Source organism: Kriegella aquimaris, assembly GCF_900103215.1.
GTDB classification, from domain to species: Bacteria; Bacteroidota; Bacteroidia; order Flavobacteriales; family Flavobacteriaceae; genus Kriegella; species Kriegella aquimaris.
On record NZ_FNGV01000012.1, the window covers coordinates 111,421 to 126,205 of the forward strand.

Genomic DNA, 14,785 nt, shown 5'->3' on the forward strand with positions numbered 1-14,785 from the left:
TTTTGTGTTGGATTATGAAGAAGGCACAACTTCAATAAAACTTACTTCCCTCGGTGATAATTCATAATTTATTTGAATATCCCCTTCGCTAAAGTCAAACAGTAATTCCCTACCCTCTTTATTGGTAATAAAAACTTTTCCTTTGCTTGGAAGTTTATAATCTTCCTTGTTAATGGTAAAATTTAAATCGATGCTTTTTTCACTAATACTAGCCAATGGTATGCCAATATTCCCATCATCAGCCTTCCAAGCACCTACATAGACTAAAGGGTGTTCCTTTTTATACGCAGTAACACCTTTCCCTTTTCTTCCAGCATATATTGATAGTTTGGAAATATTCAATTCTTCTTCAGGAATTTTAATTTTAGGCGCCCTCAAGAATTTTCCATAAAGCATATATTTTAATCCTTTGTATCTAACACGGGCTATATCCATTAAATAATCTATTTCCTCTTTTCGTTTGGAAGCTAAAAAACTATGGTAATTTGAAATAGTTGGTTGCATACCCCATACAAAAGACCTTGCCTGCTCCATCAGAAACTGCTTATTGAATTTCGGATCTAACGGCCGCTCTAAATTATCAGGTCTAAATTCCTCGGGCCAAAGGGCGTCATAGGGCGGTGTTACTAAGGATGAATAATTACCGTAAGTAATCGCATATTGATGATAAACAGCCTGAAAGAACGGTATAGTTTCCCATCGGCTTACTCCTGCGTATCTCTCTCTACTGACCTGCAGTGTTAGAAAGGCATTTAAATATGGCATCCAGCCTTCGGCACCGCCTTCACCTGCCAAAATAGATGGCTTCTCTTCAGAAAATTTAGACCGAATTTGATTGGTAAGTTTTCCAAAGTTCTTTAGCCAATAATTGCCTCCCCCAAGCGGATGATTGTGGTTGCTATCATAACAAGCTCTATTCATACAGGCTTGATCCATATACACCCCGCTCGTCCCGTACGTATTTACCACATCATCGGATAAAGATGTATATTTATCTTGCCAAAACTGTGTTGCCATACACATGTTTGTCAAAGAATTGCCTGTAAAAATATTATAAGAATGGGTTCTCATATTGCCATTAATATCTTTTACGGCATATTCTGAAGCATTTTCGGTTTTCCAACTTTCGGTAGAATTTCCCCATTGAAATGAATTCATATAAACAATAGCGTTAATATCCTTATCGCGGGCAGTCTTCATCGCCTGCACAAAAGATTCTTTCCCTTCACGAGGTGGCAAATATTCCGGGAAACCTTCGTCGTAAGAGCACCCGTGCCACCAATGCCAAAAAACGTTCACAGGCAGCCCCAATCGTTGCTTTAAATCAGCTGCTGGTACCAGAACATTTTCCGAATACCCCCTGTTCCACACCCATAGGGCCGTTTCTTCCAGCCATTTTGGATTCAAACCCTTTTCAAACCTGCTTTCCAATGACCATTTCTGGGCGCCCCCCCATTCTCTATATTGTTCGGCAGCCGTAATCCAATCTCCCTTAAATGATCCGATTACCCCTTCATAGGAGGGTGCATACAAGTTGACCTCTTTATCAAAGGAGGGATAGTTCAACATTCGGTACGTCAAATTATTTGACTTGTCAAGTGTGAACGAAAAGCTCTTTCTAAATGTTTCGGTATCATTGGCCGCAGTATAGAGACCTACTTTATCTGGATTGTATAACGCCAAGCATTGTAATGATAAAGGCCCAGGATATTCCCATGCCATTTTCTTTTCGTCTTTGGTGCTTTGTGAAAGATATTCCCTGGGGTCATCTAAAATTTGCCCCATCCATGTGGGAACCGCTAATTTTTCTTCTCCCATGTTCTTTAACCCTGATATTTTAGGAAATACAACACTATTGATTTGCTTACCATGAGTTCCGTCGAGGGATATTTTCCAATACGACAGCGCTTTTTCTTCATCCAGAGTTACTTCTGCCGTAATACCGAAATCCTTATGGGTTTCTCCTTTAAAGCCGCTCCATTTTAAAATTACTTTAAGAGGTCCCGATTTTGAATAGGTGAAATTTGCGGGAGCCGCCGTTAAAGAATCTTGGGATTCATTAAAATTGACCTCCCAAGGCAGTTCCAATGTCCCTGTATCGTCTAAAAATTCATAGTCATGGATTAAATCCTGGAAATCAACCAGCGAGCCATTTTCTGTACTAAAACTTAATTTTAATTTACCGTTGTCAATTGACAAATCCTCTCCTACATCGTTGGAACCACAAGAGACTAGGGATCCTAACATGATGAAGCACACAAGTAGACAGTAATATTTTTTGATTGTTTTCATCACTATTTGTTTTAGATTATATTTTAGTCTTCTAAAGGGTTCACTCTTAAAAGCACCGTTGATTTTGGTTTCAAAGTCAAATTGAACTGTCTGGTGGAATCGTATAATATTTTATTCTCCAATGGATCTATCACTTGGGCGTTAAATGGAAAATTGATGGTTCGTTCACCGCCTTCAATGGTATGGATACCCATCCAGTTTCGGCCTATATAGAATACATCATCGGTATCTATATACCTATGTACACCTGCTTTATCCCATATCCCTGCCAATTCCGGGGCAGACCATTTAAGTTTTCCTTCCATAAAAAAATCATCAGCATTTGGACTAAAGATTTCGGTTCCTTTACCATTCGTCCACAATACAGTTACACCCTGTTTGTTCCACTTTTTTATACTAGATTTTTCCTTTGCACTTAGCTCAAGTAAGCCCATAAGCCAAACTACCTTATATTGGGATGTTGGCATGCTTTCTAGATCTGTTCGAAGAAAAAGATCATAAGAGGTTCCTGTTTTCGCCAATGGATACCGGTTGGATAAAATATTCTCAGTAAGATGGCCATAAGTTGGGTCCCAAAAAGAAATTTCTTCATCCACCACTATCCCTATTTGTGGTTTCATCCTTATTCCCGGTGACAGTGAGAAATTGGTATATAATTGTTGAGTTTTCTCTAAAACATTCAATAGTTCAGGATGACTGAACCATCCTCCCCACATATCGAACCACCAGCCACCATAACCATAAGCAAGCATTCTTGCGGTATTTTTCCACAAAAACGATACAGATGTATCCATATCCTCTGGGCCTAGCCATACCCCGCTCTCATACTGCCCCGGAGGGGCTATGCCGTTTGAACGATCTTTTAACAAGGTGGTTATGGACGTCCTGGTATCGTTTTCCGTAAGCCATAATTTACCATGGAGGTGAACTGAATTTATCGCCGCCATAGCCGGCCAGTCCTCCCCTATCACACGATGATAGACATTGGGACTCGACAGATAGTCAAGATCCGGACAATCCAACAACTTTGCGAGGGCACCGTGTCCACGCCTAGCATCCCCTACATAATAATGGTATCCAGAAAAGGCTCCCGTTAAAAGATTACCATTGCTTTTTTCTTTAACGATTTTGCAGAAATAGGCAATATTATCGACCAAGACCTCTGCATGGAAGCGATATGTATCAATATAATTTTGATCCTGGTCGGGATTCCTCCATTCCTTTCTTATTACCGGTTCATCGACATTGGACAATTGGGCATTTTCAAAAGTAACTGAAGGCATGTTCCATGCCTTTCGCAAGGCACCATTGTTCCTATATTTATCTTTTAACCATTGCCTAAAAGCGTGTAATCGAACAGGGTTTTGATCTTGGTATTGTTTGGGATGATAAAACCATTCCTCGGTTAGTCCGCTGGCCACATGTATTCCCGCGAGATTTGTGTTATACGATGATTTTTGCAGCCATTCGATAAAATCTTCAAGCACTTTGCCCGTTTTGGCTTTCCATATTTCAGAAGAATAACACTGGCGAAAGGTACTTCCGTCAGGCAAATGGGCCGAAGCTTCGGGGTGCAATCTTTCCCACCACAATGGTGGATCCAGATAGAGGCGCACGATCACTTTGGCATGCGGATCCGCTGCTATGACTTTATCAAAATCGTCAATTACACTGGAAAAATCATACTCGTTCTCGCCAACCCAAATGGGTTTTCGAAAAGCTCCTATACCCGAAATTGAATTGATACCCCTATCAGCAAGGTAGGCAGGAATATTATAAATATGGATGCCTGCATCGGCGACCTCTTTATAATATTTTTCCTCCCCCAGGTATGACATATACGCGAAAGGCGGATAGGTTTTTCCGTCTATAATGAGTGATGGTCCACCCTCCGTCAATTTTACTTCTGCGTGGGTTTGGGCCTTGGTTATAATGGTTTGAAAGAAGAAAGAGCATACAACACCTATAAAGACCGCTCTTTGATTGAGTACATCTAGTAAATTATTTGTCATCCTCATTTATTTGAGCATTCCTTTTTAGAAATTACATTAACGCTCCTACAATCAACAATACATTACTATCCTATCATTATAATCGCAAAAACTTAGTGGACATTTTTCAATTTAGGGAAAACAGTATACGCCATTTTCCCAAATGGATTTTTATATCTTAATACTAATAGCCAGGGTTTTGATCTTCCTGTCCAATTTCTGGATTGGTATCAATCTCTTGTTGCGGTATTGGCCACAGTAAATGCACATCACTAACCGTTTTACCCGTGTTTGCTAGAATCAACTCCTTTACCTTGCCGGAGCGCTTAAGATCAAACCAGCGTTTGCCTTCCATATACAACTCATATGCCCGCTCTTGCAACACTGCATCTCTAAAAGAATCGGGTGTCCAGCCACTAGCCGGAAAATCAACCGGAGAAATTGCATTTGAAGGGTACCCATAACCCCTACGTTTAATCTTGTTCAAAGATTCCAAGGCCAGATCAGAAACTGAATTTTCGTCCATAACAGCTGCTTCAGCATAGATAAGCAGCACATCGGCATATCTTAAAATAGGGTAATCATTTGCATGTCCTTCCCTCTCCGGGGAATCAGGGTCTCTGAATTTGCTACAAAGTATTGGTGTTGAGGAAGGCAATGTCTCTAACTCTCCGGTATCTCTATTGATGTATTCGGTAAACACATTCCATTCTTTCCGCAAATCATCATCATTCCAATTATCAAAAAATGGTCCTGGAACAGAATAGATAACATAATTTCCAAAGGGAGAATATGTTGTTTCACTCCATAGAAGATTCATTGGCCAACCCCAACCATCCTGATGATTAAATTTCAAATAGAATATCTCTTCACTCGTACCATTTGCCGAGGGGCCAAAAATATTATTAAAATCTCCGGCAGCACTTATCTCTACCAAAGAAAATGCCCCGGAATCAATTACCTCTTTGGCCTTTGTTTTTGCCAAGCCCCATTCCCCAATTGTCAAATAAACTTCAGCAAGCAATGCCTTTGCCGACCACTTGGTCGGGCGGCCGAATTGAGTCGGAGAAGCAGGTAAATAACTTTCCCCATTTTCCAGATCAGAAATTATTGCCCCGTACAATTCAGCAGAAGTTTTCTTACTGGTATCTAGGTTTTCTGTATCAAGATACAACGGAGCACCATCCCAATGCCGCACTATATGATAATAACAGTAGGCTCGAAGAAATCGGGCTTCCCCAATTAAGGCATTCTTACTAGCTTCATCTATATCTATAAAATCAATCTGCTCAATGGCTATGTTTGCATTTCTGATACTTTGATAAAACCGACCCCACATCGTTTCCGCTCTGTTGATATTTGTTTGGTCAAACCCTTCGTATGCGCCCAATGGTTGAGTGGAGCCCCTTCCATCAGCATAGTCGGCCTGAATGTCCAACATCAACATATAAAGAGATCTAAAGTTATCTCTCATAGGCGAATAAATTGCATCTACAGAAGCAATGGCATCGTCCATATTTTGATAAAAGTTTGCTTCTGAAATTCGATCGTTAGGAACTTCTTCCAAAAAATCACTACACGATACAATTGGAAGTATAATTAGTATTGATAATAGTATTCTTCTCATGACAGTTTATTATACGTTAATGGTAAAATTTAAAAACTTGCTTGGATTCCAAGCATGAATGTTCTGGTATCGGGATATCCAAATTGATCAATACCTTTTGAAATTCCTCCACCTCGGGTATTTGTTGCCGGAGAATAAAAGGAATAATCAGTAAATGTTGCCAAGTTCTGCGCATTTACATATATCTGAGCATTTGTAAAGGGCAAAAATTTAAAATCATCTCCTTTCAATGAGTAAGAAAGTTTGATATTTTTTATTTGAACGTAAGAACCGTCCTCAATGAACCTGTCAGATCCCTCATATCTGGTATTCTTACTGATTTTAGGATATTTAGCATTGGGGTCAGGATTCTCCGGTGTCCAATAATTCCCCAAAACATCACTGACCTGGTTAATACCAAAACTAAAACCATCCGCCACATTGGCTAAATTATAATTTAAAATATCATTGCCCTGAACTCCATTTATCAGAATGTCTAAGCCAAAATTTTTGTAATTCAAACTAGAATTCAAGCCAAATACAAAATCGGGATTAGGATCACCAATAATTTGGCGGTCTAGACTATTGATCTCCCCGTTAACATCGGTGTCAACATAGTTAATTGCTCCATCATCGGTAAGACCATCCTCAACCAAACCATAAAAAACACCAACTGGGTACCCTTCTCTCACCAAGCTCATTGCTGGCAGAGCAGTGAAGCCAACGCCAAAAATATCTCCACCTCCCGGCAAAGAAAGCACCTCATTACGATTTACAGAGAAATTACCCCCTAAATCCCATTTAAATGCCCCGTCAAGAATCGTAGAATTCAAAGAAAGTTCAAACCCTTTGTTTTCCATATCACCCAAATTAGTGACTTGTGTAGAATATCCAGAAGACAAAACAACAGGTATTGAAGCCAATAAATCTTCTGTTTTTTTGATATAATAATCAAAAGTAAAAAGCAAGCGATTTTTAAACAGTCCAAGATCAATCCCCAAGTCGACTTGGGCAGTAGTCTCCCATTTCAAATCAGGATTGGATCTCGTGCTACCTGGTGCGTACCCTATATTCAAATTATCATCAAATACTGTCTGAACACTCGATAGAATTGATAGCGACTGATAGGGAGAAACAGCAGTATTACCTGTCTTACCCCAACTTGCCCTCAATTTCAAACTACTGATATCATCACTATTGTTCAAAAATTCCTCTTCACTCACACGCCAAGCAATTGCGGCAGACGGGAAATAACCCCATTTATTAGATTTACCAAAAACAGAAGAACCATCAGCTCGCATACTTGCTGTAAACAAATATCGTCCCTTGTAACCGTAATTCAATCTACCCAACCCAGAGAGAATAGAATATTCGCTATCTGCCGAACGTGGAGTACCTGGAGTATTTCCTGACTGAAGGCTGTAATTCTCGAGAACATCCGAAAGAAACCCGGTCGAACTAGCATTTAGAGATTGACTTGTAGTCTTTTGAGAGGTGATTCCACCTAAAAGCTTAAAATCATGATCCTCTCCTATCACATTTGTGTAGGTTAAGAGATTCTCGTTAATTATGTCTGTTAATTCACTATAGGATATGGACGCCGACCCAGTTGCAGAGGGTTGAAAAATCGAAGGGGAATAATTATCGCCCCTAGAACTATCGTGTTGAGCCCCTACAAAAGTATTAAAAACCAAGTGTTTCGTTAATTTCCCTTCTAAGTTTAAATTTAACAGTAATGAATTCTTAGTCACCAGCTGCTTTCTTTCCAAAGCCATAGCCACTGGATGTTCTAAAATATCAGGGCTAAACGAGTATTGTCTGACATTTGAATAATTACCCTCACTATCATAGACAGGTACAGTCGGAGGAGCAATCAATGCCCCACTTAAAACTCCGGCACCCCTCTCGGTATTATTACTAAAAATACTATTGCTTTTACTCCTATTAATGATATTACTTAAAGATACTTTCCACTTGGAATTAATTTTATGCTCGATACTGGTACTTAATTGCAGATATTTATATCCTGAATTCAAAATTATCCCATCTTGACTAAAATAATTACCTGAAATATTAAATAAGGTTTTATCATTCCCTCCTGAAACGGTTACCGAATGGTTTTGTATTATAGCTTCTTGAAAAACTTCATCCTGCCAATCGGTACCCTGTCCAAATGAAGCTATTTCAGAATCGGTGAAGAAGGCAGCGTCACCATCATTTGCAGCTCTAAGATTTGCAAGTGTTGCAAATTCTTTGGCATTTAACATATCAATAGTTTTACTCACTTTTTGAAATCCCGTGTAACCACTGTATTCAATTACTGTCTTTCCTTCTTTACCCCTTTTAGTAGAAACTATAATCACACCATTGGCTCCTCTGGATCCATATATGGCGGTTGAAGAAGCATCTTTCAATACTTCTATTGATACAATATCATTTGGATTGATTGAGCTAATATCCCCGATAATCGGAAAGCCATCAACAACATACAAAGGGCTGTTTCCCCCGAGTAGGGAATTTCCACCTCTTATCAGAACACTCAGATTACTCCCAGGCTGACCCGATTCCTGAAGAACCTGCACACCACTTGTAGTCCCTGCAAGTCCTTGTACAGGGTTGCCCACTGCTTGTAGACTGATATCTTCTCCCTTTATTGAAGAAACAGAACCTGTTAAATCACTTTTCTTGACTTGACCATAACCTACGACCACAACTTCTTCCAAGCTAGCCGCATCTTGAACCATATCGATTACCAGATTTGATTGACCGTTTACTGTCACTTCTTTAGTTAAATACCCCAAATAGGAGACAACCAAAACTCCGTTGTCCTCAACATTAATTGAGAAGTTCCCGTCAAAATCGGAGACCACACCTGTAGAGGTGCCCTTAACTACGATACTAGCTCCAGGAAGAGGAACCCCAACATCATCTTTTATAGTCCCGGACACACTGGGATTTTGAGCGGCAAGGATTTGTGCAAAAAACACCAACAGAAGAGTTGGCATTAGGTAAAACGTTCTTTTCATAATAGTGCGTTTTTGAAAGGTTTTGAACAAACATATCAATATAATTTTAAATAATGCAATAATATATTGCAGGATACTAAGCATATTTTAACCTTTTGCAATTTTTTTATGCAATTATTGATTTTTTTGCTTTATTTTATCGCATGCTCAAAACTAACTAACATTGGAAAAGAAAAAACGACATCAAATAATTCTTAATGAAGTACATATTCATAATCGTGTTTTACTAACAGATTTGGCCGACATTTTAAATGTTTCTATGGATACAGTCCGTAGAGACGTCAAAGAACTCGACATAGCAAAGAAACTGCGAAAAGTCCACGGAGGAGCGGTGTCCAATGGGTTCAACATTTATACAGATCGAACTAGGGAAATTTATGACCTTGGTAATAAGTCCATTATTGCTCAAAAAGCAATTTCTCTACTGAAAGATGGTGATGTAATATTGATAAGCGGAGGATCAACCAATTTAGAATTTGCAAAATTACTTCCCCAAAAACTTGATTTGACTTTTTTCACCCCCAGCCTACCCATGGCGATTGAACTAACTAGCAGGGAATCAAAACGTAACGAGGTTTATTTTATTGGCGGAAAGTTGTCATGGGATTCACAATTAGCGGTAGGGGGAAGTGCCATTAACACATTGAATGATATTAAAGCAGATATTTGTTTTTTAGGAGCCGGATACCTTGATTTGGAAAAAGGAATTACTGAAGTTGACTGGGAAATTGCTCAAATGAAACGAGCCATGATCAATGCTTCCAAACGATTTGTCTCCCTCTCCATATCAGAAAAACTCAATACATCCAATCGATACAAAATTTGCGAAATTCACGCTCTAGATACCTTAGTAACGGAACTAGACCCCAAAGACTCAATCCTCAGTGAATACCGAAAAAAAGGTATAAACTTACTTTAGATATAAAATAGGTTTAAATAATAATTAAAAGAATATATCACTATGCAAATTACAGGCCAATCAATCCAATATTTACAAAAGAAAACCCAAGCTTTTCTTATTATATTAGTCTTTATTTTCACGTCTACATTTGCACACGATTTTTTAATGGAAGAACCTCTTTCTTCCCTCTCAACGTCCAAAGGACCGGTCAAAGTTGGTGCTGACAGATTATTTTCTGAATATGCCCATCTCATAAAAGGGAAAAAATTAGCCTTAGTTTCAAATCATACAGGGCGGCTGTCAAACGGAGTACACCTCGCCGACAGCCTTTTTAATTACCCCCATTCTGAACTGATCGCCCTTTTTGGAATGCATTTCAATATCCGGACCAACGATTATTCAATACCAAAAGACAAAGAAGTAGATATAGATGTGGAAACCGGGCTCCCCAAATATTCACTTTATGGATCGCATCATAAACCAACACCCCAAATGCTAAAAGATGTTCAAGTCATAATATTTGACATACAAGAAGTAGGTGCACGGTTTTATGAACATGTCAATATTCTTGGTTTCGTAATGGAAGCTGCTGCTGAAAACGATATTGAAGTGGTAGTATTGGATAGACCTAATCCCATTACCGGGGTGAAAATGGATGGTTTTTTAACAGGTAAACAATTCCTATTTGGATTTGGTGCTTTTGGTAAAATTCCTGTCATTCATGGTATGACAATAGGTGAACTGGCTAATCTTTATAATGGAGAAAATATGCTCAGAGGTAGAAAAAAAGCCAAGCTCCATGTAATCGAAATGTTGGGATGGAAGCGTTCGATGTGGTTAGATCAGACGGGGCTAAAATGGGTTAAACCATCACCAAATCTTCCCTCTTTGGAATCGTTGATTGCCTATACTGGAACTTGCCTTTTCGAGGGGCTTAACATATCAGCCGGGAGAGGCACTGAAAAACCTTTTCAATATATTGGCGCTCCTTGGATTAATAATGACCGAGTCGTAGAATTATTAAATAATCTAAAGCTAAAAGGTGTTCAATTTGATACTGTCACATTCACACCGAAAAAAATGAGCTTTCACGGCAGCACCCCATATCTCGGAGGAGAAGTCTGCAAAGGCATATATGTCAACATAACAAACCGAGATTTTTTCGAATCATATAAAGCAGGCATTGCAATGGTTTGGGCAATTCACAAAGTTCATCCTGATCAAATGGAATGGAACAAGAAGGTTATGGACAGACTTATATCTACAAAACGATTAGAAGATATGATATACGGAGATGCCCACCCATATGAGATTTTTGCTTCATGGCAGCCAGAACTGTCCGAATTTAAAGAAATTGGGAAAAACTATTTTCTATACTAATATTAAGTGTATCCAATTGAGCATCCTTCAATGCTTGGCTTATACTTACCAAATGTGAACATGCTTACGGGTTATGTACCCCAACAATAAAGAGTACTTAATATGGTGAAAATTTTAATGTATATTTGAGTGAAATTTATTTCTAATCAGGGTACACGTTCTCGTACACGATTAATTAGAATAACGGTATAAATAGCATAAAAATTCGGGATTTTTTCAAGCTCATAACCCGAAGGTCGCTGGTTCGAGTCCAGTCCCCGCTACTAAGAGTAAAATATTTAAAAACAACGGTTTAGTTTTCGCTAAGCCGTTTTTTTATGACTAATTTTAACGAACTTGTTGCCCTTGAATACGAAAGTGCATACGATTTGCCCGCAAGGAAAAAATATAAAGCCCGACGACCAAAAGAGGCTATGAGAACAAAATCAAGAATTTTCTCAAATGGCTCAAAACAAACCGTCCCGAAATAGTGAACATCACCGATTGTGATAAGAAGGATGTTACTTCATTTTTAAACGATATTCTGTACTGTTCTACTTTTTCAAACTTCAAGGGTTTTGTTGGTAGTTTTGGTCGTTAACGCAATAGCTATTTATGTGCTTATTCTTGCTCCTGTTTTTTGGGTACTGGTATCAGAGATTTTCCCCAATCGTATTAGAGGCAAGGCACAAGTATACTCAAACCCACCTTACTCAGATTTCTAAACCACTTAATTTTTTAACTCCTAATATTTTGTTCTGTGTACGGTAGTATTTCTTCTTTTTGGTTAGGAAACTCTATTAAATTTCATGTGTTATCTTAGATACAAAGATGCATTTTACGGTTTCCAAGTGTAGGATTCCCCACGTTTTAAATCCAATTCTATAAATTGATTTTGATATCGTAAAACCACAGGTCGGCCGGTTTTGGAGGTTACTTTGGCCTCTATGTTTTTATTTTCTTTCCACCGAATATTCACTTCAAACCCTCCCCTAGCCAGTAACCCTTTTATTTCGCCTTCGGCCCATTCCGAGGGCAGGGCCGGTAGCAAGTGAAGTATCGGCGTATCGGCGGCGCTCTTCAATTTTTGAACGTTAATGTCTTTCGCGGTAAGATGCGATTGAAAAAGCATTTCGGTCACACCTGCACACATTCCGGTGTTTCCGTCCAGTTCGTACACATTGGATTGCGCCCCTGCAGTTGGTGGATGGATGACCATCAAATTGTCCTCCGTAAGTAATCTGAGCATATCGGTCAAGTTCTCATAGGCCGCCTCAGGTTTCCATAAACGTGCGGAATTCAATAGAAGCATCGATCTGGCCCAACCAGTATCCTCCCAGTTTTCTTTGGGTGTTTTTCGGAGCAAGACCGATTTCCAAGCGGCATCGGCAAATTCAGGTGTAACCTCGGGCGTAATGGAAGCGTACGGAAAAACACCCAACAAATGGGTCATATGCCTATGGTTGGGCAGCGCTTCTTCATAATCGAAATACCATTCTTGAAGCTGCCCTTTGGAGCCAATCTGATACGGAGGCATTTCCTCTAGATACTTCTCTAAACGGCCAGCGAATTCTTTATCGATTCCCAAAATTTTTGCGCTCTTGATACAGGTTTTTAGTATTTTCCTAATTACCACAAGGTCAGAAGTCGGCATTCGGCCCAATGCGAACCGTTCGCCATCGATTAAAAATTTATTTTCGGGGGAATAGGAAGGCCCGGTCATACAATGTCCGGTTTCAGAATCAAGAAACATATAATCCATAAAGAACTCCGCACTACCTTTAAGAACCGGATAAGCGCGATCTCTAAGGAAGGCAACATCCCCCGTAAAGGCATAGTGATCCCACAGATGCGAAGCAACCCATGCCCCTCCGGTCGGGTGTAGACCCCAGCCCGTATCCCAACCGGGAGCCGTAAACCCCCACGGATTAGATACTGTATGGGCTACCCATCCATTTGCGCCATACACTCCTTTTGCAGTTTTTTCACCAGAAGGCACCAAGGTATTCTCGATCCAAGAAAACAAGGGCGTAGCGCATTCCTGTAGGTTCGTGGTCTCGGTAAGCCAATAATTCATTTGGGTATTCACATCCAAGTGCATATCGCAGGTCCAGCCGATTTGGCAAGCGATGTTGTCATTCCAGATACCTTGAAGGTGGCTAGGTAAAACCGAATTTTCCCTACTGCTCGCAATTGTCAAATAACGGGCATATTGATACATTAGGGGAATGAGTCCGGTATCCGTTCCGCCAGCGGCAACTTTTTTCACCCGCTCATCGGTAGGCACTTCCGTTTGTAAATCCGAGCCTAATGCAAAACTCATCCTGTGGAAAAGTTTTCGGTAATCTTCTTCATGTGATTTTTTCAGCTGTTGGAATGATTTCTTTTTCGCCAAGGCCATTTTTTCGGAAATGTACTTTTTGGAGTCATTACCCATAAAAGAAGTGGCCATCGTAGGCACCACGGTAACATTGGAAGCCTTGGAAATAAGTAGTTTTCCATTTTCATAGGAAGTCGTGCCATCGTTTTCGGTAACCGAAATGGCACCATGGCCATCTACTCCCGTTCGCCCATCACTATGTTTTTTTTCCCACGCCTTACAGGTAAAAAACAAATTGCTGCCATCGCTCGAAACCTCCAAGGGGCGCTCGTAACCGTCCAGTTCCAAAGTAAAATTCAAGGCTTCTTTTTTATTAGCTGTAAAGCGGATGGCAATGACACCATCGGGGTTGGAGGCCAAATATTCCCGAGTATACGTAACGTTCCCTATATTATAATTAATCCTTACTGCGGCATTATTTAGACTTAAGGAACGCTTATAACCTTTTACATTTTCACCGTGTTCAAAACCAATTTTAAGGTTTGCCATGGGCAAATTGGTGCCGTAATTTGACTTCTCTCCCAAAATATTCTTGGAAAGGGTTTCCACGGTTTGGTGGTCATTTGACAATAAAGCCTTTCGAATCTTCGGCATATAGCCCGAGGCACCTTTTTGGATGTTCTGCGAAACCTCACCCGAATAATAGGTGTTTTCAGTAAGTGCTAATTGTTCTTCCTTTATTCCACCATAAACCATAGCTCCCTGCATGCCGTTTCCAATGGGTAGCGCCTCGAACCAACGTTCTGCCGGAGCGGAAAACCATAATTCATTTTGACCATTCACGTCCTGCATCGCGCAACAGAATATTACAAGCGAAAGAAATACTCTATAAATATTACTCATAAATCGATTTTTATTTATTTGACAATAACTTCTGCGATTCGCAGGGAAATAGTAAATAAAACCCCTAAAAAAATGGGGGCGTTTTTTATTGCGGATAGACTTCGCGTTTTCATAAAACTTCTAATTTTTTATGGATGGAATGTATTCTTTGAATTAGTGCTCTATTGTATTGTCGACCGAATCACATGATCGCCTCCCTGAACCATTTTTACTTTAACAATATCTCTCTTTTTGACTTCCTTCTCTATTACTGGGTAGGCTCCCTGATTCATTTCGAAATGGGAATCCCCAGGATATGCATATTTTGCGCTTCGATATCACTAACAGAAGGAAGTGAATGACAGGGCGTATTTAAACCATGCCTCGCAAGCTTACCCTCATTTACTC

General features: G+C 39.8%; 8 protein-coding genes. 3 read left to right on the forward strand and 5 right to left on the reverse strand.

Annotation, left to right across the window (positions count from 1 at the left end; all coding sequences use genetic code 11):
* Nucleotides 1–12 precede the first annotated feature (12 nt).
* From BLS33_RS19035 to BLS33_RS19050, 4 genes are all read right to left on the reverse strand, one after another.
* Nucleotides 13–2,292 (reverse strand): DUF6259 domain-containing protein, encoded by a 2,280-nt coding sequence (locus BLS33_RS19035; RefSeq protein ID WP_143017647.1) that lies wholly within the window; start codon nucleotides 2,290–2,292, stop codon nucleotides 13–15.
* A 23-nt stretch (nucleotides 2,293–2,315) separates the two neighbouring features.
* Nucleotides 2,316–4,304, reverse strand: coding sequence for a beta-galactosidase (locus tag BLS33_RS19040; RefSeq protein ID WP_176801449.1), 1,989 nt, complete (start codon nucleotides 4,302–4,304; stop codon nucleotides 2,316–2,318).
* A 163-nt stretch (nucleotides 4,305–4,467) separates the two neighbouring features.
* Nucleotides 4,468–5,910 carry a RagB/SusD family nutrient uptake outer membrane protein gene (locus tag BLS33_RS19045; RefSeq protein ID WP_089893443.1) on the reverse strand — a complete coding sequence of 481 codons (1,443 nt, stop codon included), beginning with the start codon at nucleotides 5,908–5,910 and terminating at the stop codon, nucleotides 4,468–4,470.
* Nucleotides 5,911–5,939: 29 nt separating this feature from the next.
* On the reverse strand, nucleotides 5,940–8,915 hold the full coding sequence (locus tag BLS33_RS19050; protein ID WP_176801450.1) for a SusC/RagA family TonB-linked outer membrane protein: 2,976 nt from the start codon (nucleotides 8,913–8,915) through the stop codon (nucleotides 5,940–5,942).
* Between the two features lie 163 nt (nucleotides 8,916–9,078).
* On the opposite strand from BLS33_RS19050, the gene BLS33_RS19055 reads away from it, so the two are divergent.
* From BLS33_RS19055 to BLS33_RS24685, 3 genes are all read left to right on the forward strand, one after another.
* Nucleotides 9,079–9,834 (forward strand): DeoR/GlpR family DNA-binding transcription regulator, encoded by a 756-nt coding sequence (locus BLS33_RS19055; protein ID WP_089893449.1) that lies wholly within the window; start codon nucleotides 9,079–9,081, stop codon nucleotides 9,832–9,834.
* A gap of 42 nt (nucleotides 9,835–9,876) precedes the next feature.
* A complete protein-coding gene (locus BLS33_RS19060) occupies nucleotides 9,877–11,196 on the forward strand; it encodes an exo-beta-N-acetylmuramidase NamZ family protein (RefSeq protein ID WP_089893452.1) in 1,320 nt (439 codons plus the stop codon).
* 518 nt (nucleotides 11,197–11,714) lie between these two features.
* Nucleotides 11,715–11,900, forward strand: coding sequence for an MFS transporter (locus tag BLS33_RS24685; protein WP_143017649.1), 186 nt, complete (start codon nucleotides 11,715–11,717; stop codon nucleotides 11,898–11,900).
* Between the two features lie 113 nt (nucleotides 11,901–12,013).
* On the opposite strand, the gene BLS33_RS19065 is transcribed toward BLS33_RS24685, so the two are convergent.
* Nucleotides 12,014–14,398 carry a glycoside hydrolase family 95 protein gene (locus BLS33_RS19065; RefSeq protein WP_089893455.1) on the reverse strand — a complete coding sequence of 795 codons (2,385 nt, stop codon included), beginning with the start codon at nucleotides 14,396–14,398 and terminating at the stop codon, nucleotides 12,014–12,016.
* Nucleotides 14,399–14,785 lie beyond the last annotated feature (387 nt).